Source organism: Endozoicomonas sp. SCSIO W0465, from assembly GCF_023716865.1.
Lineage (GTDB): Bacteria > Pseudomonadota > Gammaproteobacteria > Pseudomonadales > Endozoicomonadaceae > Endozoicomonas.
In genome coordinates, this window is sequence record NZ_CP092417.1 from 6,486,491 (window position 1) to 6,507,223 (window position 20,733).

At 47.1% G+C, this 20,733-nt stretch carries 20 protein-coding genes and 2 tRNA genes; 8 read left to right on the forward strand and 14 right to left on the reverse strand.

The features are described 5' to 3' along the window. Positions 1 to 113 precede the first annotated feature (113 nt). Positions 114 to 1,130 (forward strand): autotransporter outer membrane beta-barrel domain-containing protein, encoded by a 1,017-nt coding sequence (locus MJO57_RS29190; protein ID WP_252020793.1) that lies wholly within the window; start codon positions 114 to 116, stop codon positions 1,128 to 1,130. Here the strand turns inward: MJO57_RS29190 and MJO57_RS29195 are convergent. Next, a complete protein-coding gene (locus MJO57_RS29195) occupies positions 1,127 to 2,956 on the reverse strand; it encodes a hypothetical protein (protein WP_252020795.1) in 1,830 nt (609 codons plus the stop codon). The genes MJO57_RS29190 and MJO57_RS29195 overlap by 4 nt on opposite strands. Here MJO57_RS29195 and MJO57_RS29200 point away from each other — a divergent pair. Next, entirely contained in the window at positions 2,925 to 4,418 is a 1,494-nt protein-coding gene (locus tag MJO57_RS29200; RefSeq protein WP_252020797.1) for a YdiU family protein, read from the forward strand. The genes MJO57_RS29195 and MJO57_RS29200 overlap by 32 nt on opposite strands. A 57-nt stretch (positions 4,419 to 4,475) precedes the next feature. Continuing rightward, on the forward strand, positions 4,476 to 4,754 hold the full coding sequence (locus MJO57_RS29205) for an oxidative damage protection protein (protein ID WP_252020799.1): 279 nt from the start codon (positions 4,476 to 4,478) through the stop codon (positions 4,752 to 4,754). A gap of 123 nt (positions 4,755 to 4,877) precedes the next feature. Here the strand turns inward: MJO57_RS29205 and MJO57_RS29210 are convergent, their stop codons facing one another. From MJO57_RS29210 to MJO57_RS29225, 4 genes are all read right to left on the reverse strand, one after another. Next, entirely contained in the window at positions 4,878 to 5,669 is a 792-nt protein-coding gene (locus MJO57_RS29210) for a DUF1810 family protein (protein ID WP_252020801.1), read from the reverse strand. A 193-nt stretch (positions 5,670 to 5,862) separates the two neighbouring features. Beyond that, positions 5,863 to 5,938 (reverse strand) — tRNA-Phe (locus tag MJO57_RS29215). A gap of 49 nt (positions 5,939 to 5,987) precedes the next feature. Beyond that, positions 5,988 to 6,063: transfer RNA gene (locus tag MJO57_RS29220), tRNA-Phe, on the reverse strand. 195 nt (positions 6,064 to 6,258) lie between these two features. Beyond that, positions 6,259 to 7,224, reverse strand: a complete 966-nt coding sequence (locus tag MJO57_RS29225; protein WP_252020803.1) for an MBL fold metallo-hydrolase — start codon at positions 7,222 to 7,224, stop codon at positions 6,259 to 6,261. A 304-nt stretch (positions 7,225 to 7,528) separates the two neighbouring features. Between MJO57_RS29225 and MJO57_RS29230 the strand changes: the two genes are divergently transcribed. The 4 genes from MJO57_RS29230 (at position 7,529) to MJO57_RS29245 (ending at position 9,662) form a co-directional block, all read left to right on the forward strand. Beyond that, complete coding sequence (locus MJO57_RS29230) at positions 7,529 to 8,680, forward strand: serpin family protein (RefSeq protein WP_252020806.1); 1,152 nt, start codon at positions 7,529 to 7,531, stop codon at positions 8,678 to 8,680. Further along, on the forward strand, positions 8,677 to 8,829 hold the full coding sequence (locus MJO57_RS29235) for a EutP/PduV family microcompartment system protein (protein ID WP_252020809.1): 153 nt from the start codon (positions 8,677 to 8,679) through the stop codon (positions 8,827 to 8,829). Before MJO57_RS29230 ends, MJO57_RS29235 begins: the two co-directional genes overlap by 4 nt. A 104-nt stretch (positions 8,830 to 8,933) precedes the next feature. Further along, a complete protein-coding gene (locus tag MJO57_RS29240) occupies positions 8,934 to 9,275 on the forward strand; it encodes a high-potential iron-sulfur protein (RefSeq protein ID WP_252020811.1) in 342 nt (113 codons plus the stop codon). A 114-nt stretch (positions 9,276 to 9,389) separates the two neighbouring features. Then, complete coding sequence (locus MJO57_RS29245; protein ID WP_252020814.1) at positions 9,390 to 9,662, forward strand: hypothetical protein; 273 nt, start codon at positions 9,390 to 9,392, stop codon at positions 9,660 to 9,662. Between the two features lie 102 nt (positions 9,663 to 9,764). On the opposite strand, the gene MJO57_RS29250 is transcribed toward MJO57_RS29245, so the two are convergent. The 3 genes from MJO57_RS29250 to MJO57_RS29260 all read right to left on the reverse strand — a co-directional run bounded on the left by MJO57_RS29250 (position 9,765) and on the right by MJO57_RS29260 (position 12,171). Continuing rightward, the gene (locus tag MJO57_RS29250) at positions 9,765 to 11,351 is read right to left on the reverse strand and encodes a cryptochrome/photolyase family protein (RefSeq protein WP_252020816.1); all 1,587 of its coding nucleotides are present in this window, start codon (positions 11,349 to 11,351) and stop codon (positions 9,765 to 9,767) included. Beyond that, complete coding sequence (locus MJO57_RS29255) at positions 11,338 to 11,523, reverse strand: DUF2256 domain-containing protein (protein ID WP_252020818.1); 186 nt, start codon at positions 11,521 to 11,523, stop codon at positions 11,338 to 11,340. The genes MJO57_RS29250 and MJO57_RS29255 overlap by 14 nt, the downstream gene beginning before the upstream one ends. A 438-nt stretch (positions 11,524 to 11,961) precedes the next feature. Beyond that, entirely contained in the window at positions 11,962 to 12,171 is a 210-nt protein-coding gene (locus tag MJO57_RS29260) for a hypothetical protein (protein ID WP_252020820.1), read from the reverse strand. A gap of 48 nt (positions 12,172 to 12,219) precedes the next feature. On the opposite strand from MJO57_RS29260, the gene MJO57_RS29265 reads away from it, so the two are divergent. Beyond that, positions 12,220 to 13,878: a transposase gene (locus MJO57_RS29265; protein ID WP_252017470.1), complete on the forward strand. Its 1,659-nt coding sequence runs from the start codon at positions 12,220 to 12,222 to the stop codon at positions 13,876 to 13,878. Positions 13,879 to 13,882: 4 nt separating this feature from the next. Here MJO57_RS29265 and MJO57_RS29270 read toward each other — a convergent pair whose 3' ends face one another. The 6 genes from MJO57_RS29270 to MJO57_RS29295 all read right to left on the reverse strand — a co-directional run bounded on the left by MJO57_RS29270 (position 13,883) and on the right by MJO57_RS29295 (position 20,646). Then, positions 13,883 to 14,203 carry a hypothetical protein gene (locus MJO57_RS29270; protein WP_252020822.1) on the reverse strand — a complete coding sequence of 107 codons (321 nt, stop codon included), beginning with the start codon at positions 14,201 to 14,203 and terminating at the stop codon, positions 13,883 to 13,885. Positions 14,204 to 14,281: 78 nt separating this feature from the next. Continuing rightward, positions 14,282 to 15,559: an IS4 family transposase gene (locus tag MJO57_RS29275; protein ID WP_256491693.1), complete on the reverse strand. Its 1,278-nt coding sequence runs from the start codon at positions 15,557 to 15,559 to the stop codon at positions 14,282 to 14,284. Positions 15,560 to 15,758: 199 nt separating this feature from the next. Further along, the gene (locus MJO57_RS29280) at positions 15,759 to 16,799 is read right to left on the reverse strand and encodes an IS1595 family transposase (protein WP_252017335.1); all 1,041 of its coding nucleotides are present in this window, start codon (positions 16,797 to 16,799) and stop codon (positions 15,759 to 15,761) included. A gap of 107 nt (positions 16,800 to 16,906) precedes the next feature. After that, positions 16,907 to 18,565 carry a transposase gene (locus MJO57_RS29285; RefSeq protein WP_252017470.1) on the reverse strand — a complete coding sequence of 553 codons (1,659 nt, stop codon included), beginning with the start codon at positions 18,563 to 18,565 and terminating at the stop codon, positions 16,907 to 16,909. 56 nt (positions 18,566 to 18,621) lie between these two features. Further along, complete coding sequence (locus MJO57_RS29290) at positions 18,622 to 18,813, reverse strand: hypothetical protein (protein ID WP_252020824.1); 192 nt, start codon at positions 18,811 to 18,813, stop codon at positions 18,622 to 18,624. A gap of 90 nt (positions 18,814 to 18,903) precedes the next feature. Next, positions 18,904 to 20,646 carry an ankyrin repeat domain-containing protein gene (locus tag MJO57_RS29295; RefSeq protein WP_252020826.1) on the reverse strand — a complete coding sequence of 581 codons (1,743 nt, stop codon included), beginning with the start codon at positions 20,644 to 20,646 and terminating at the stop codon, positions 18,904 to 18,906. Between the last annotated feature and the right edge of the window lie 87 nt (positions 20,647 to 20,733).

A 20,733-nucleotide genomic window follows, 5' to 3' on the forward strand; every position in this document is an offset into this window, starting at 1 on the left:
GCTGATTCAACCATTAACGGTAACTTAGCCTGGAATCATGCTGGCGAATATTGTGGAAAAATGGTGCTTAAGAGGATGGTATAAAAATCAGAAAATTCCAGATTTATGTGGGGGTGCTGAACAGTTACAATGTCGGTAAAGACAATACGAAAACGGCAGAGCTTGCCCCGGCCATCTCTCCCCATGCTATCCACAATGCCAACCTGGCACTGAAAGCTGCAGGTAAAACCCTTGATGACCGAATGTCCGGCAAACGAACCGGTATCAACACCGGGGATATTTTCTCTACTGGCAGCGCATGGGTTCAATACTCCTACAGTAAGGCAACGCAAGATATTAAGGATAATGTTCCGGGTTATCATGCCAAAACCAATGGTTTTTCAATTGGCACGGATAACCCTCTGAAAGAGGATCAGGATATTGAAGTCGGTATTGCTTACACCTATGCCAATGGCAAAGTAGAAGGAAGCGATGGCTCAAGAAACAAAATTGATACTGATACGAATATCTTCAGTCTTTACTCATCCTACATAGAAGATGATTTTTTCTTTGACGGGCGAATGAGCTACTCCTTTGGCAAAAATACCGGGCATCGCTTCGTTGGTGACAGCCTGCATGATGCAAAATACCATACCCGGAGCTGGGGGGTAGGCATGATAGCAGGCTACACCTATCCCCTGGGTGATGAGTGGAGCTGGCAGCCTCAGGTAGCCTTTGATTATTACACCATCAAAACCGACGATTATTCCGAGTCAGCCAGAGACCCTGCCCAGGCTTACTTATCTTATGATCAGGTCAATAATGGAAAATATGACATCATGGAACTGGGTGCCGGTCTGAAGTTGGCAGGAGAGATCACTACCGACGCTATGGTCATCAAGCCAGAGGTCCGGCTGATGGGCTTTCACGATTTCAAGAAAGATCCGATTGCCATCACTGCGCACTTTGCAGCTGGGGGTGAAAACTTCCTGATCAATGGTGCTGACAGAGATGCCAACCGCTACCAATTTGATGCCAGCATGACTATGGAAATTCAGAGCAATACCACCATTACCTTCAATTACTCACACCATTGGGCAGATAATTTTACAGTAGATGGATTTATTGCCAGGGTTCGCCATGACTTCTAGAAACCGATGCCTTCAGCTTCCAGTCGGCCTTTGGTTTTCATCATCTTGTCCCGCAGGAAGCAAAGTGCGGCATCCGGGAGTCGATAGAAGCCGTCAAGCTTGCCATTGTGACCCCCTTTCTCTGTCGTTACATAGTGAATGGCCTGCTCGGCGGAGGTAAAAATCTTTCGCCCCATACCATTAGGTGAGGCGTAAAAGTCGGGACTTCTGCTGAAGTTGTGAGGGTCATAGACCATATATTCGTAAGTGCCATCCGTTTTCTTGTTTCGGCAGAGGCCAAAAGCGTGGGCTGGCTGGCAAAGCATGGCTGTTGATGAGTAGTCCCAGTTTGTGCTGTCCAATATCTCCCGACGCTTGCAAACCCTGACACGGCCATCACCGTTTCTGTCCTCTGCCGAGACTCTTCGCTCATCAACAGCCCCCTCTTCCACCAGTAAATCCGGGTACTCTGGTGATGCCCCGATGTTGGAAAGAAACAACTTCATGACCGTCCTGGTCATAGGATAATGGTCTCTGGCCATAGACCTTCTCAAATCGTCTGCATACTCACTGGCGCTGATCATTTCTTCTAAAAAAGCGACCAGGACCTGAAATGAAAATTTATAGCCGGTGGCATGGAAAAGCTCCAATCTCAGTACATCAAAACCGCAGCTCCACATAGTGCCTACATTGTTCCTGTCATGGTGGCCTAAACCAAACCTGGTCTGCCTGTAGGGCTGGTAATCATTGCCATATTTGTCCTTAACCACGAGATTTTTCAAATAATAACCAGCCTTGGTAGCGCTTACCGCTGAATATCCGGGGAAACCGCCCCCTCCGGTTGTTGATCCGTCAACCGCTTCGCTGAATGAGCCAATACGCACCAGCTTCAGCTGGCCAGTCACCCTGTCTCTCACCTGAAGCATTTCTTCAATCGAGCACCCTCCATGGGTTGGGTGGGTAATAGTTAACAGATATTTCGATAGAACATCATGGTTTTTATTACCAAATACCATGCTGTCTACAGCATCCACTGCCACTGCGCGACTTTTAACCCCGGCGTTTGCAATCCACACTTCCCCTGCGGCAGATCTCATCTTTTTATAAGCGTCATTTACTGCTGATAATGTCAGGTTTCCGCTTATCAATTGAACCCGGGTTGTATCCGTTGCTGCTAACGAAAATGAGAATGGCGAATTCACCGGCACCCGGGCTGGTTGGGCTATTAAGGGGGAGCGAAGTTGACTGGAAGTGTCAGCTGCGTGGGATACTCTGTACGCAGCCAATGCCCGTCTGACGGGTTCAGCAAACCGGGCCTCGGGGTTAAGCCTCAACACCGCCACAGCATCACTCAAGGAGACGGTGTATGTGGTAAAAGTTGCTTTCACCGCCCCGGCAATGGCTCTTACCGAACGAGCAAGGATGAAGCTGTCCTCATGCTTGTTCCAACAGTAAGACATGGCGTCCAAAACGCCCAGTTCCACTGAACTCATCGCAAAACCTCCTTTATAATTTTGGCTCTTTTCGTATTGCAGACTGCTGATTTCATAAATCAGGCTGGAATCCTCCTGTGGCAGGGCTTGGCAATATTTAGCCAGCAGTTTCCTGAAGGCATTGTATATCAAGGCCTTTGGCCAATTTTCATTGCAGAGCAGTCTGTAACCCGAAAAGAGCCATAATTTTTTGAACAGCTCAATATTTCTGACAGAAAAACTGGCTATAAGTTCAACAATAAGCCTTTTGTGAGAATACATGTATAACGCACAAAGACCGGGTAAACTGTACAACGGTAAATCATTCGGGAGCACCACAGGGATGAATAACCTTGATGGCGGACACTTCAACAATACCTACTCATGTTTGCCAGACTACTTTTATACAAAGCTGGACCCAACTCCTCTGGAAAACCCGCGACTCGTAGCCTTTAGCGCATCAGCCGGCCAGCTGCTTGACCTTGAAGACTCATGGAAAACCCGGGAAGAGCTGACACTGATCGGTTCCGGAAACCGTGCATGGCCTGGCTCAGAACCACTCGCCATGGTGTATTCCGGCCATCAGTTTGGTGCCTATAACCCTCAATTGGGTGATGGCAGGGGGTTGTTGCTGGGCGAGCTGGTCAATACCCGGGGAGAAAAGTGGGACCTGCATCTGAAAGGTGCCGGACAGACCCCCTACTCCCGGTTTGGTGATGGCAGGGCCGTTCTGCGCTCCTGTATCCGGGAATATCTCGCCTCAGAAGCGCTCCACCATCTGGGTATTCCCACGACCCGTGCCTTGTTCGTAGTGACCAGTGACACGCCGGTTTATCGGGAAACCACGGAAGCTGGCTCAACATTGCTGAGACTGGCCAGAAGCCATATCCGCTTTGGTCACTTTGAATACTTCTATTACTCAGCCCCAAGCGGAAAGAAGCGATATAAGGCCCTGAAAGAGCTGGCTGATTACACCATTGAACAGCACTTTCATGATCTGGAAGGGATGGCAGCAATCGCTGGCAGTGACAGGGGATACCAACGGTTTTATTCAGAAGTCGTTCGTCGTACAGCAACGTTAATTGCCCAGTGGCAGGCTGCCGGTTTTGCTCACGGCATTATGAATACCGACAACATGAGCATTATCGGGGATACGTTTGATTATGGCCCCTATGGTTTTATGGATGATTTTAACTGGTACTATATCTGCAACCATTCAGACCACTCTGGTCGCTATGCATTCAGCCAGCAACCCGACATTGGCTACTGGAACTGTGGCAGGCTGGGCCAGGCACTGGTCCCCCTGTTTGATGATGGTGAGTTAATCCAGAAAGCCCTGGATCAATACCCGAAAATCTACACCCAAACCTACACCCGTTTGATGCTCTACAAGCTGGGGCTGGCCGAAGAAGAGCAAGACGACGCTGAACTGGTTCGTAATCTGCTTCAGCTATTGCACGACAGTCGTTGTGATTACACTAGATTCTTCCGAATCCTCAGCAGTTTTCCTTCGGAGCAAACCAGTGAACAACTGGCGCAGTTAACCAGCAATTCATCACTTGCCCCCTGGCTGGACATCTATCAGAAAAGACTCAAGAGAAACCCCCTGAATGATCAAACCCGACAGCAACAAATGAAACAGGTGAACCCGAAGTACATCCTCAGAAACTATCTGGCACAACAGGCAATCGAAAAGGCAGAGCAAGATGACTACCGGGAAATTGAAAATCTGATGAATGTCCTGGTTTCTCCCTGCGAGGAACATCCTGACTTTGAGCACTATGCACAGAAGCCCCCTGAATGGGGCAAAAAACTGGAGGTCAGCTGCTCTTCCTGAGTGGCGGGAATTTTTATGATACCCTCAATCCACAGATACTGAAGCGGTGAGATAACAATGGCCAGAATGATTAAATGCGTAAAACTGAAAAAAGAAGCGGAAGGCCTGATGGTTCCTCCACTACCCGGCCCAAAAGGTCAGTGGATCTTTGAAAACGTTTCTCAGCAAGCCTGGACTGAATGGCAGGCTCACCAGACCCGTTTGATCAATGAAAAGCACCTGAACCTGCTGGTACCGGAAACGCGGAAATACCTGATGGAACAAATGGATAAATACTTCTCCGGTGAAGCTATTGATACCGCTGAAGGCTATGTGCCGGAAGACAAAAAATCCTGACAATCCCATCCTTTGGGCTATTCCCAACGATCACTGAACCGTATCGGGGATAGCCAGTAATGTCAGTGATCCGGTTTCGCAGTACCTCCGAATGTTCCAAGGACAACACCACCCGGATGATATTTATTTTTGTTGTTGCCACTGGTCAAAACAGCTTGAAGCTATTGGACAGAGATTACCCGGCTTAACGCCACCAAAATACCGGTTCAGTGTATCCATGCAAGCCTGATTCAGAGCACGCTGGCTGATTACCCCCTCGGTTGCCAGGTAAAAAATCGTTGCACAGGACCATAATTTACCGGTATCAAAGGGTCCATTCATAATATATTCGATCGGCTCACCTTTCTGGTGGCTGTTAATGGCTTGTAACATGGCAATCAAGCGAGCGTTAAGCGTCTCGTTAGCACAATACGCACGGACTTCTCCCAGGCTCTTCAATGCAAAATGTCGGGCAGTTGGTGAAACACCAACTCCGACAACCACTGGCAGCGTATACCAGATATGGTGAGCTTCTTTTCTGCCCTGCTGCAGTTCTCTCAACGCTTGATGGTATGGGGCAGTCCGCCCCTGAAATCCGTAGGCCTGGGCATCCAGAAAGCGCTGAAGATGGCGTGGATCAAATGGCTCAGGAACCGCTTCTGCCAGAGACGCTGCTGGTGCAACAGACCGATCATAAAGATATTTCACTGTACAGCCGATCGCTATGGCTGCGGTTAACACCCCAACGACGGTGGCTGCAACGACACAGGTTGCGGATATCAAGGCAGACGTGGTCAAAATGCCAACACCGACAACGACAGCCTGAACAGTACGGGACTTCCACCAGTGATCATTTCCCCGGTCAGCCTCAAAAGCATCAACGGCTCGGGCAATACTGCTGGATATGCTTGTCTGAATCGAACCTGCTGCAGTCATGGGAATGATCTCCTTAACGTCCTGAAAATCAATCGGGCGCCCGGGTAATTTTTATCTTTACATATATTAATTAGTACAATTTTTCATAAAAAAGTTCCAACGCAAATACCCTACACTTGCTTGTCACTCAGCTTTCTAAATAGCCAACCCATAACGAAAAAAAGCCTTGAGCAAACACTCAAGGCTTTCTGAATGGTGCCTAGGGGCGGAATCGAACCACCGACACGCGGATTTTCAATCCGCTGCTCTACCAACTGAGCTACCCAGGCTAAATTTATGCGCCCATGTTTTGACGTTGGTTTTGACGTTGTTTAAGCGTGGTGCCTAGGGGCGGAATCGAACCACCGACACGCGGATTTTCAATCCGCTGCTCTACCAACTGAGCTACCCAGGCGCTATTCAGACGACAAATACAAAATAACGAAAACGATGTGCGAGGCGTATTAAACGGATTTCACCGGGGAGAGTCAAGTCATATATAAATTTTTATGGTCAGCCGGAAAGTACGCAAGACAAGGGTCTTCATCTGTTTATCAACTCTTCGCATCTCTACCCTGCCAATCGTTAGGCATTGCCTATTACCATGCTATCAGCCCTGCAACTGAGCCCAAACTTCCTGATCCCGCTCTGCAGTCCAGATTCTGGGCCACTCAATACCTTCAAACTCATCCCAGAGGCGCTGAACATCAAACGGCAGGCAGTGCTCAAAAATGGGCCAGGCACCATACTGAGGAGCCAGGCTTTTATGAGATGCGACAAACGCTTCTTTTAACGTTCCCTGGCTGTTAAAAACCGCTCCTACCTGATCAATCATGGTATTGAGGAACGTACGACTCTGCTCGATAGCCGCATCAACACGATCCCGGCCATGAACCACCGCTCCCCGGCCACCGACCAAAACTTCTGCACCGTATGCTTTTACCTTATCCAGTGTTGTGGTGGACCAGTCAAAATGAAACGCATCACCGGTATACAGCGCAGCCTGTGCTTCGACAAGGTCACCGGTAAACAAAATGCCGTGGCGGGGCAACCAGGCACAAATGTCTCCGGCCGTATGACCTCGCCCACAGTATTCAAGCACCAGACTTCCCCGAAGCCCACCCAGCGGAATTTCCAATCGATCGTTAAACACAATATCCGGATGGGTCAGCCCCGGGATTCCCCCGGGTTCACGAAACAGCCTGGGCATGCGGCGAAACTCACTTTCCCAGTCATCCATACCACGTTCTTCTATGAGCAACCTGGTGTTCTCATGGGTAATAATCGATTCAGCAGAAAAGGCGGATGCACCCAACACCCGTACTGCGTGGTAGTGAGACAACACCAGATATTTAACAGGCTTAGTTGTATGCTTTCTGAGTTCATTTAACCACTCAGAAGCCGCCTTTGGGGTTGCCCGAGCCTCAAAAGCAATAAGGAAGTCTTCCGCCTCAATGGCGCCAACATTAGGATCACCCTCAGCAGTGAAGGCATAAACACCGTCTGCCAGCACTTCCAGTGTCTCTTTTTTTTGTTCCAGATCGCCTGAAGATGCAAACGCTTTTTTAGTCGTCATTCTAGTTAGCCTTCACTGTCAAAAATAAATTGGCTTTGCTGCAGAAAAGCATTAAATAAACAGTCTGAAAATCACCATAGCCAAATAAAAGCCACCCGGAATCTCAACATCAAAAAACACTAATAAAAACCAATGATCAGTAACATAATTCAAAAAATCAGTAATTAATAATAATTTTTTCAACCAATGGTTTACAGCACCACTACATCTTCTATCCTGAAGTATTCTGGACTTGCCTTATTCGGATGAGAGGGAATGCGCAGGTTCAAACAAGAAATATTGAGCTTGGAGGTTTAAAAGAAAAATGCAAAATCTAACGCCTACACCAAATAATGTAACTCAAAATCTTGCAACTGCTGATAGATACTCTTTAACATCACCATCATTGTCACCAGCACAGGGTATTGGCTTTTCAGGTACTCACAAGATAGTACCGAAAGCTGTCACACTCTATTGTCAAAGTCTTCAAAGTGATGTGCAGCAATTTGTTCAAGAGACATTATATAACCGATCGGCTAACGTAATTATTTCACCGCTACTGGTAAAAACAACGGAGCAAATTACCGCCAGAGTAATGAATGAAGCGGGTTTAAAAGGTGATGCTATCGAGTCGGAACCAAATCGACTCAATATCAAGAACACTGCAGAGGGCATACATATTCAATCAAAAAGAGTCTATGTTGATCAAGCATTGGCACGACTACAGATTCCACATACTACCAGTGCAGAGTTAAGGCAAAAGGGATATGAACAGGCTACAGCAGAACTCAATGCACAAATTACAAAAGACACACAAGGCATGATTACTGATTTTCTTGATGCCGGAAGCCTGGAAAATCCAAACCTTGCCTTTCGACTGGTCACATGGTTATTACAACATCTTTCATGGCGTGAGCCATTTGAATTGATGGATGGCGTAAATAGTTCAGCAATGACATGGAATAAAATCATCCACCCTGAAATACAGTGGATGGAAAGCAGCAATAATACCAGCTCTATCACCCACATTAATTCAGAAGGCTATGATTTTGTAGCTGTTCCTGTTGAGGAAAGAGGGATTAAGGCCGTACTTGTTCTACCCCCACAAGATGCAACGGATCAAAACAGTGAAGATCTCAATCGAGTTTTGACAGATGGACTAACGCTCATTCTGGGCAAAACAAAAGAGGATCAGGCAAAACTCACTCTGCCCAAATTCACATTCGACTATCAATTTACAACAGAATACCCAGGGGCTTTAGCCAGCGGCACACATAAGGCTGCATTGACTATTGATGAACAGGGTGCACAGGTAGCTGCAGCATCATGTATGATGGTATCCGATTGTTTTATCCCTCATAATGAACGTCTCCAGTTTAATTTTGATCGTCCATTCTACTTTGCCATGATTAACCAGCAAAATGCCAAAGACCCCAGAGTAGTTGGTATGGCCCGGATTAATCAGCCCTGGAAGTGATTGGCATCATCACCAAGATCGATAGCGAAAAAGCAGACCCGGTATTCTCCCGAAAAGTGCTGAAGGCTGCGGGCATCTCCGCGATATTCGAGATCAGCGCATACTCTGGTATCGGCCTGGAAGCACTGAAAACCTGGCTAGAGAATTGATTTTTCGCATGATCCGTGAGATATACCCGTTCGTATAAGAAAAAAAGTTTTAAGCCCTGATATCATCAGGCTTAAAAAACATAAAAGTACGATGAGGTCATCCCATGTCTGAGAAATCATTCGATTCTGAGAAGCGCGGACCCACCCGGCGTCGGTTTTTACAACTGGCTGTTGCTTCTGCGCTTATTCCTCTTCTTGATATTCCCGGTCGTCAGGCCCGTGCCGATGCACTTCCGGCCCTTGATGAGTCCAGCCCGACAGCAATGGGTCTCTCCTACAAAAAAACGCAGGAGGCCGCTAAATCCATAGATGGTTATCAGGACGGTCGAAAGTGTGAGAATTGCGCACTCTATACCCCTGAAAACCAGGGTTGCAGGCTATTCCCGGCAAACTCCGTAGAACCGGAAGGGTGGTGTAAAGCCTGGGTGCCAAAACCTGCCGGATAGAATAGTGCAATCAAGCTTCATTACACACAGACACTTGGTTCCCACGGGTCCTCGCGGGAACGAGGTAATTATCTGCTATTCTCAACCCATCAAGAATAATCAGAAGTTGTCCTCATGAACCACGATAAAGACAGTGATGCGCTCTGGAATGCCATTCATCAAATAGAAACCAGCGTTAAAAACGCACAGAATGATATTAAAAAACTGTTCCTGCACAGTGTGCGCCATGAAATAGCGATTGAGACACTGAACAAAAAGGTGGATGCCAACCAGCAGGAAAATCGTGAACGCTTTAACAGGATTGACAACCGACTTGATAACATCGATAACCGATTTGATAAGGTTGAAGAGACACTCGCTATCATTGTAAACCACCTCAAGCCATGATCTCGTTCCAACAATTTTGGGTCCTTCTTGAGAAGGCATAACCTGCGACGACTACAATGCCCTCATTGAGTTCCTCCCCCAGCTGCTCAGGCTTTCAAATGTTTAAAGCGTGTTCAAATGATTAATGCACCACCGGGCCCGTTTCAGGATGGCATCCCTGTCAGCTGCGCCCTTTTTGTCCCACCCCTTATATACCAGTGCAGTCCGTGGATTGTTCTGCAATACCCCCCGGTGATTTTCCATAAAGTGCCAGTACAAACTGTTCAGGGGACAGGCGCTTTCAGTCTCTTTTTCCTTCACGCTGTAGACACAGTCTGGGCAATAGTCACTCATTTTCTGTACATAATTGCCACTGCCTGCATAGGGTTTCGAAGCCACCATACCACCGTCGGCATACTGTGACATGCCCCGGGTATTGGGTAGTTCTACCCACTGAATCGCATCGATATAAATTCCCAGATACCACTGATCGACCTGGTCAGGATCAATACCCGCCAGCAGGCAGAAATTGCCAGTGATCATCAACCGCTGAATATGATGGGCATAGGCATACTGCAATGACTGGGTAATGGCGTGGCGCATACAGTTCATATCTGTCTGTCCGGTCCAGAACCAGCCAGGAAGATCACCATTTGCGTTCAGGAAATTCATGGACTCATAACCCGGCATATTGCTCCAGTAAACACCCCGGATATATTCACGCCATCCCAGAATCTGACGAACAAAGCCCTCTATTTGCGCCAGAGAAATCACGTCCGGATTTTCCTGCCAGGTTTTAATGGCCTTATTGATCACCTGTTTCGGATGGAGCATTTTGGTATTCAGGGCAAAGGAGAGCCGGGAATGGTAGAGGCTCCATTGATGGTCGCTGTTTGCAGTCATCGCGTCCTGGAACTGGCCAAAATACGGCAGGCAATGGGTACAAAAATAATTCAGTAACTTTAATGACTGCTGACGGGTAATTGGCCAGAGCAAATGAGTACCAACCTCACCAAAACTCTGCACCTTATGGCGTTTCAGCCGTTCCAGTACTGCTGCTGTTGCACTGGCAAATACTAACGGTTCCGGAATCTGCTCAAGGTCAGCCACTTTGAGCTTACAGCGATTATCCGCATCATAATTCCATTGCCCTCCTTCCGGCTGGCCATCACACATCAGGATATTATGTTGCTGACGCATCTTTCGGTAGAACGTTTCCATTCTGCCAGGCTTACCAGGCTTGAACCGTTTGGCAAGCTCATCAAAAGGGACCAGAAAATGTTCGGTATCCCATTCTTTTTTAGAGATGTTTTTAGCAATGGTTTTCTTAATTAACTTATCGGGCTCAAAGTCTCTTAGCTGTTCCAGCAAACGATATTCATCAGGCCGCTGGTATTCAAAACGGGTCACTGAATATTGTCGGCACAGTTGGACGATCAGCGAAGGCAGGTCGTTAAAGTCCTTGGTTTCATCCAGCGTTAGGTGAAGTACCTGATGCCCCGCTTGCTGCAATGCCGTAGCGAACTGTTCCATGGCGAGGAAAAAACCACAGATCTTCTGCACATGGTGTTTAACATAACCAGTTTCCTGAAGCAGCTCGGCAATCACATAAACACACTCGTCATCCTGCTTGCTGAACCAGCTATGACGGGCATTGAGCTGATCTCCGAGAATCAGCCTGAGGGTAGAATAGTGTTTATTGTGCTTCATCCGTCACCCGGTGTCGTTGAGATCGGCAACGCCTTGAACAGTAGCGAACTGCATCCCAGCAACGCTCCCACTTTTTTCGCCAGGAAAAAGGGCGATGGCAAACAGGACACTGCTTTTGTGCGGATCGATCCACCTTGCTGTCGGCAGTTTTTGGCCTTCGAGAGTACTTCATGCCTTTTTACATCAGTCAGATTGATTGCGATATATCGCCGTATATCGGTTATCCCGCTACCTGGCAGCAGCAGGTCGCCCGAGAATAGTATAACCCTTTAGGCTCTTGTAGGATTTCAGACTGCTACTGGGTTGAACATTGCTGAAGCCCTTTATCTACAAAGGTTGTCAGCATATTGTCCGGTAATGTTGCTCAATCCTTGTTTTTCGTGACCTACAGTCAGTTTTCACTGTAGAGCAGTTCGTAATCAAAATAGAGCCACCCTTTATTAGGGCTGGTTTTCTTGACTATTGATGTTTGTCACTGTCTTAATTCGGGAGGCTCTTGTAGGATTTCAGACTGCTACTGGGTTGAACATTGCTGAAGCCCTTTATCTACAAAGGTTGTCAGCATATTGTCCGGTAATGTTGCTCAATCCTTGTTTTTCGTGACCTACAGTCAGTTTTCACTGTAGAGCAGTTCGTAATCAAAATAGAGCCATTCGGGATTAGCAAACAAAATGAATAGACGTTTTTCTGCAACACCGACTGCTTCACCAATATACTCAGCATCAGCGCCTTGATGTAACAGGTTGTGCCTATTCGTGAACAGGAATCCACTATTTTGGGAATAATCGTGGTTTTCTATGGTCTCTTCGTAATTTCTCAAAAAGTGCTGGAAGCAGGATAATTTCGGTCAGTCGTCTATCCTCTCACCATGGCTTTTCTAGAACACCAGCAGTTACAACCTGAAGATCTACTGAGATTCATCACTCAGCAGCAAGAGCAGATCATTCAGCTCAAAGAGCAGATAGAATTGCTTGAAGCAGAGATTCGTCGTCTAAAAAAACTGCCCGCAAAGCCTGACATCAAACCAAACACCAAACCTCCCGATGATGACACCGGCAGCCCTGATGGAGATCCATCCGCTCCTGAGGGTAACGATGGAGCCAGCCCAGACACCTCGTCAAAGCAGAAGGTTAAGAAGCCCAACGAGAAAACCAGAAAGCAGCGTAAACAGCCCCGAAAGCCATCGGCGGAAAAATCCATACCCATTGCTGCCACTGATGTTCCGGAGGGATCAATCAGGAATGGAACCACCCCTTTTCATGTTCAGGAACTGACAATACAAACATCCAGTATTGAATATCTTTTAGAGCAATGGGTGACACCCGATGGACAAACCATTACGGCCAAACCGCCAGCCAGCCTTCATGGACATCATTACGGGCCAATGCTGCAGGCCTACGTTCTGCACCAGTATCATGGTTGCTCCGTTACCCAGCCAGAACTGCTGGACTGGCTATGGGACATTGGAATCTCTATTTCCAGCGGGGAACTCAGCCAGCTTCTGACGAAAGGACACGAGCAGTTCCATGCTGAGAAAGATGAGCTGTTGACTACAGGTATTCGCTGTTCAAGTTATATCCAGACAGACGACACGGGAACAAGGCATAAGGGGAAGAACGGTTACTGCACCATCATCAATAACGAGTCCTTTGCCTGGTTCGAGAGCACAGACAGCAAAAGCCGGGAAAATTTCGTAAGCCTACTGCACCGCCCATGGTCAACTTACACGTTCACCGACGATGCCTTGATCTATCTGGAAAAACTGGATTACCCCAAAAAGTGGCTACGCGTTCTTAATCCATACAGAGGCGTCACCTTCCTGAGCCATGAAGCCTGGGAAGAATGTATGAAAGACCTGAGACTAACTGGTAGACGGCGCCAGCAGGCCAGTGAAGCCATGATTTATGGCAGCCTGATACAGCATGGAGCAGGACATCTTACCACCTTCAGTGATGGGGCAAGGCAGTTCGACGTTTTCAAACACAGCCAGTGCTGGATACATGCAGAGCGAGGGCTGGCAAAAGTTCATCCGGTCAATGATCAGCAGGCCATGGCTCAGAAATGGCTTCGGACATGGTTCTGGGCCATTTACGATGACCTTAAAGACTTCAAGACAGAGCCAACTGAAAAAAAGGCAATAAAAGTACGACAGGGGTTCCAGGCGCTGATCCAAACCCAAACGTGCAGTGGGCTTCTTCAGGATGCTCTGTCAGGGTTGGCTGTAATCAAGGAAGAGCTATTACTGGTTCTGGATGACCCGAGCTTACCGCTGCACAACAACCTGAGCGAGAGTCAGATACGAGAATATGTTAAACGACGAAAGATCAGTAGTGGGACGCGAAGCGATTTGGGGCGGCAATGTCGCGACACCTTTGCCAGCCTGAAAAAAACGTGTCGCCTGTATGGTCTCTCTTTTTGGGATTATCTGAAAAGCCGACTAATGGGCGATGGGTTATTTCCGAGATTGAGTAACCTGATTGAGGAGGCTTCACGTCATCTTCCGTGTGGTGCTGCCAGCAGTTTTTGAGAAATTACGTCTCTTCCACAACCCTGAGGGGAATCTCACCTTGCTGGCCAGTGTTTAGTCCGCCGCCTTGATAGCCCACACCACGATTCATTTGCACCACCAAACTGGTATCACCGGGGTCTTGATGCCATCTTAATCCGGAGCAGGGAGTTTCGTCGGTAATACGATATCGAACAACGCCTACCCTATCAATATTCACACGGCGACCAGCCCATGAACTCTTTTCAGCCATGAGTTCCAATGCTTCAGTCGCAAGATCGGCGAGCACGTCGCAGCCTGGATGAAGGTTTTCAAGCAGTTTTTCACATATTTCTGCTTTTTTCATGAGTTTGCCTTTGCCATCAAATTCTGCACATATTCTATTAACAGAGCCATTGGTTAGGAGGGCTACTTAAGGTAGACATTAAGCCCCACCCACCGCACAAAGGCCTAATCTTGTACGCCCTGAACAACCATCCCGTGCAGGGTGTTCTCGTTTCGCATTATTTCCCCAGAAGTCCAGTAGCTTTTTAATGCATGAGACCAATGACTTTCCTGCATTCATCAACGATGAAATCACATTACCAAACAGGTGAGTCCCACTTTTCATCACCTTGTGCGTCGAGATTTCCTCAATGCTCCCACTTTCACAGAGGTTCGCCTGTGCAGCATGGGCAAGGTACCTTTTCAACGTCACAACCACAAAGGACATCAGAATCAGGCTAAACACCAGTGTCGCTGATTTGGTGTTAAAACGATGCCACCCTGAATAGGATTTGATCTCTTTGAAAATCAGCTCTATCTGCCACCGTAGACGATAGGCCTGGAGCACATCACTCAAGGTGAACTCCACCCGGTTCAGGTTGGTCACAACGAAAACCCACTTCTGTTTTTTGTCATTCCAGCGGACAACCAAGCGGAATGGCCAGGCTTTGAATCCCGGCCATTCTACATCCAGGTCGAGGCACTGGTCTTTGGGGAAGCCAGACAGTACATCCTTCAGTTTTTGTCCTTTGTAGCGATTGAGATTCTTGCCATCCTCCCGTACCGCGCTGAGTATCGTCGGGTTGATACTCTGAGGTGCCTTGCAGATAAAAGAACCCTCCCTGTCATCAATAGCGGCAAAGAGTTCCAGCTCAAAATAACCGGCATCCATTAGCATCAGGATATAGGCCATGGATGTTGGCAGTGGTGGCAGACAGTCTCTTTCTGAACGGGTATCTTCAGTCAGCTGCACCCGCACCAGGTTGTTGGTGAGAAGATCCATTGTCGTATGAAGCTCGACGGCAGCAGGACTGACCGTTGAGAACCTGCCGGGAAATGCTTCTTTCAGGGCATCATAGACAGCTTGTGACGAACCGTCCTGAATCAGAATGTGCTCAAACTCTGAAAATGGACTGTCTTCATCAAACGCCATGACTTTGCGGGAAAATATTTCCAGACACTGCACCCATAGCCACAGGATAAGAGTAGGCAGCGCGTCCTTTTTAGCTTGATTTGCCCAAGAACGATAAGAGACATTCAGCCCCGTCAACTCGTTAAATTTACGGTGTAGATCCGCCTGGGTATCGCAGTTTCCATCACCAGCGAGGGCATCGATCAGTGAGAGGATAAAATCCAAAGGACGGATATCTCGCTGTCGTATAGTAAAACCAAGCTGTTCCGCCATACTTAGGAGTTCTGACCGGTCGAAACAGGTCAACAGTTTTTTTCAACTAATCTACTATTTGCAGTACTCATCTTGTTCAGCCATTGATAATGGTTTCGAAGCTTTATTGTGGCTGTTCAAGGTGGGTTCTGCCGCCGGAAACGAACCTTTTTTGAGCTTAATGTCTACCCTAAGAGGAGGGCTATATAACGGACAGCAGTATTTTCTACCAGGCGTACATGCCCAACTGAGGCTAAGTTACCGTTAATGGTTGGAAGCACCAATGTTCAGTAATTCTGCTGATCAACCGGCCAACAGTTAATTTTTTTGCTGCCGTCAGTTCTCGCCTCCAGGCCAGATAATGGGGAAGGTAACGAGTTGCAACCCCTTGGAATACGCCGCCAATCCAGCGTTTTAAATGACTGTGATAAGAATTTACAGTCTGGATGTGGTAGATGCCTTCAACAACATGTTGACCTGCTGATGTCACCAGCTCCTTGAAGACAAATCCAAGCTTGTCAGCAAGTTTTTCGTGAGCGAGGTGTGCATCCGCACAGACCGTGGCCTGTATCGATATGCGGCCATTTAAATGCCTGCACAATTCATTAGCACTTTCGTTTTCTAATACACCGTCAACGGTATTTCGATTACGGTCCCGAGCCACCATTACCGGGACTTTTCGGGCTTTGTTGGGATCATTACCCCGCTTTCGGGTTGGCCGTGGAAGGCCTTCTCTTTGCCCTTTGAAGGATTCACGGAAAAATGTTTCATCAAGCTCAGTAATGCCACAAAGCTCTTCTGCTTGATCATTATTAATCACTTCAAGAAAGCGGTGACGCCAGCGGAACGCAGTTTTCAAGTCAATGGCATTCTCAGCAGCAGCTGGTCGCAAGACCATAGAGTGAGTCATACCTGCGAGGTACTTGTTCCATTTTTCAGGGTGCCTGAGCCTTGCCAAAGGCGTTCCACTAAAGGCGTTAAACGTTGAGTCGCAAGTCTTGCAGTGGTAGCGCTGTCGGCCATTTCGTATGCCCCAGCGACCAACGCTATGGCTTTTGCATTTGGGGCACCTGGGGTTTTCGGCAAATTGGGCAAGTATGCTCTTTTCTACGTCAGGTGTTGCATTATCGTTATTGGGTATAGATTCACTGTAAACAGGTTCAGAGTCAGTGGTTTCTACTACCTCGGTAACCTCTATTTGAGTACTAAGGAGCGAGTTGTTAAGAATGTCTCGCTGTTCACTGGTTAATGTTGAAATGGAATCAATAAAATTCTGGAAGAGTTCAGATTGCATATCACTCCCCTACAACGTAGATTTTATGGGAGTTTAGCTGATTCAACCATTAACGGTAACTTAGCCCCCAACTGACTTAAAGACTTTGCTCTTTGATTCGTAATTTCTCAAAAACTGCTGGCAGCACCACACGGAAGATGACGTGAAGCCTCCTCAATCAGGTTACTCAATCTCGGAAATAACCCATCGCCCATTAGTCGGCTTTTCAGATAATCCCAAAAAGAGAGACCATACAGGCGACACGTTTTTTTCAGGCTGGCAAAGGTGTCGCGACATTGCCGCCCCAAATCGCTTCGCGTCCCACTACTGATCTTTCGTCGTTTAACATATTCTCGTATCTGACTCTCGCTCAGGTTGTTGTGCAGCGGTAAGCTCGGGTCATCCAGAACCAGTAATAGCTCTTCCTTGATTACAGCCAACCCTGACAGAGCATCCTGAAGAAGCCCACTGCACGTTTGGGTTTGGATCAGCGCCTGGAACCCCTGTCGTACTTTTATTGCCTTTTTTTCAGTTGGCTCTGTCTTGAAGTCTTTAAGGTCATCGTAAATGGCCCAGAACCATGTCCGAAGCCATTTCTGAGCCATGGCCTGCTGATCATTGACCGGATGAACTTTTGCCAGCCCTCGCTCTGCATGTATCCAGCACTGGCTGTGTTTGAAAACGTCGAACTGCCTTGCCCCATCACTGAAGGTGGTAAGATGTCCTGCTCCATGCTGTATCAGGCTGCCATAAATCATGGCTTCACTGGCCTGCTGGCGCCGTCTACCAGTTAGTCTCAGGTCTTTCATACATTCTTCCCAGGCTTCATGGCTCAGGAAGGTGACGCCTCTGTATGGATTAAGAACGCGTAGCCACTTTTTGGGGTAATCCAGTTTTTCCAGATAGATCAAGGCATCGTCGGTGAACGTGTAAGTTGACCATGGGCGGTGCAGTAGGCTTACGAAATTTTCCCGGCTTTTGCTGTCTGTGCTCTCGAACCAGGCAAAGGACTCGTTATTGATGATGGTGCAGTAACCGTTCTTCCCCTTATGCCTTGTTCCCGTGTCGTCTGTCTGGATATAACTTGAACAGCGAATACCTGTAGTCAACAGCTCATCTTTCTCAGCATGGAACTGCTCGTGTCCTTTCGTCAGAAGCTGGCTGAGTTCCCCGCTGGAAATAGAGATTCCAATGTCCCATAGCCAGTCCAGCAGTTCTGGCTGGGTAACGGAGCAACCATGATACTGGTGCAGAACGTAGGCCTGCAGCATTGGCCCGTAATGATGTCCATGAAGGCTGGCTGGCGGTTTGGCCGTAATGGTTTGTCCATCGGGTGTCACCCATTGCTCTAAAAGATATTCAATACTGGATGTTTGTATTGTCAGTTCCTGAACATGAAAAGGGGTGGTTCCATTCCTGATTGATCCCTCCGGAACATCAGTGGCAGCAATGGGTATGGATTTTTCCGCCGATGGCTTTCGGGGCTGTTTACGCTGCTTTCTGGTTTTCTCGTTGGGCTTCTTAACCTTCTGCTTTGACGAGGTGTCTGGGCTGGCTCCATCGTTACCCTCAGGAGCGGATGGATCTCCATCAGGGCTGCCGGTGTCATCATCGGGAGGTTTGGTGTTTGGTTTGATGTCAGGCTTTGCGGGCAGTTTTTTTAGACGACGAATCTCTGCTTCAAGCAATTCTATCTGCTCTTTGAGCTGAATGATCTGCTCTTGCTGCTGAGTGATGAATCTCAGTAGATCTTCAGGTTGTAACTGCTGGTGTTCTAGAAAAGCCATGGTGAGAGGATAGACGACTGACCGAAATTATCCTGCTTCCAGCACTTTTTGAGAAATTACTTTGATTCTGGTGTAAAAGGAATTCTTTCTCCGGCATCGAAGCAAATTTTCATACTAGTGCTAACTTCTGGAAGTGGATCAAAAAAATATTCATCTCTATTCAAAAGTTCATTAGCAGCATTCAGCGTTTCAGGATTAAATGCCTTGTGAATTCTTACGAATCGGTCACCAAACTTTGTATTTTCCACACACTGTTGTGAATCAAAATCTGGATTGATTAGTGAATGAAGATTCGCAGTGGCTCCTTGTATTGTATGCATCTCATTTCTCGCCCTTGATTAATGTATTAATGTTTTACTTTGCACGTTTTCTATAACCCTTTGGCTCTTTTTCGTTGCTAATAAGTAAACAACTTTATGATGATGATATTTTCTGGCCATATCCATCGCGGTTTTGCCGTAGTTATTGGTTCCACTGATGTCAGGGTATGTTGGCAACAGCATGCTGACGACTTCTTCATTGCCTTTTTTAGCGGCAAGTATCAGTAGCGAATTCCCATCCTTGTCACTAATGTGCTTATCGATATCCTCCCTGACTAACAGGGCACGCACTATATGGTTTGAGTGATTCCGGATGGCACACAGCAACAGGCTTTCCTGCCGCTTATTGATCCTTCGGTTAACATCCTCGTTGAAGTAGTTGAGATAAAACGCCAGAAGTGCCGGGTCATTCAGTTTTACAACACGCTCAACGGACTCTGCGTCCAGCCTCAATAAGGACAGCAAACTCATAATCTGCTTATCATCCACTTGCTCATTTTCAAGTGCTTCAAGCAGTGCACTCTTAACAACACTGCTGCCCATAATGTGTCGGGTAATGTATTTTTCCAGCTGATTAACCCGGTATTCTTCTGCGGATTTAAGCCCGGTCAGGCAATACAGAAAATGCTTCAACCGGAACCAGAAACGGCTCTTGATATCGACGACATTGTCCTTGTGTAGCTGACGGATGCTGTCGATATCACGACATTGGTCGATTTTCCTTTCAATTTCTGCATCAGGGTTACTTTCTGCTGATTTTGTATTCAGATAGTGGATTTCTCGGGCAAGTTTTATTGTATTTTCCGGAGTTTGCCAGCTTCGTTTATTCTTAAACGGTTTATGGATATGTTGATAGCCAGACTTGAGAACATCGGCAACAAATGTGGCACAGTTGAAACCATAACTATATTGGCCGTTTTCATAAATCTTTCTGGCTTTTATTAACATCTTTTCAACGTTAAGCCCTGTCAGCAGGACAGTGTTTCGATCAGCCACATAATCAAAGTGATCAACAAGGTCTTTCAATATATATTTTCTGAGCTCAAATCGACTGTCGGTCTCCCCTGCTTCCTTATCAATATCCCAGGCTAGATTTTTTTCGATCCGTATCCACTTGGAATGGGAAGAGCCGTAAGAAAAATATTCAGGTTCGCCATCAACAGGATAAATGATCATTGCTGTATGACGCCCATTGGCAAAATCAATGGTCAGGCAGGAGCCCGGCTGACACTCATCAATGATTTCAGCGGCTCTTTGTGAACATATTTTTTTAAACTGATCAATATTTTCCGGAAAAACACCATGCTTCTTATTGTCCATGGCTTTTTTAATGGTATTAAAATTATTGAAATACCTTTTGCTTTCAAAAAGATCTGACACATTACTTTTAATGACTTTCCAGACGCCCAGCAAAGGCCAGTGGCGAAAAGATTTACGACCAAAACTTTTTGCCTGCCGGAACACGTTTCCAGTGGAATCAGGATGGGAAGTATCAATCCCGGTGGGCAGGAACTTACCACAGGAGTGGGTTGTTACTGAACAGGTCATACCGTAACTTTTTATGGCCGCATTGCGCCCGTTATCAGGAGACCACGCCCCGCTTTCTGTCACCTTTGGGGTTATAGCAGTTAAAGAATTTGACATATTCATCATAATTCCTTTGAGATAACTCTCAGCTAATTTGCACGCTTCTAAAATGCTGATATTCTTGCTGAAAATACTCAGAAGATAACTGACAACATGGTCAGCTGTACTAACCACAACCGGTCCAACCGGGTAATGCCTCCGATTTAACCAAGACGCGGGAATCTGCTATATTTGCCCGTCCCTCCCAAAAGGCACGACATC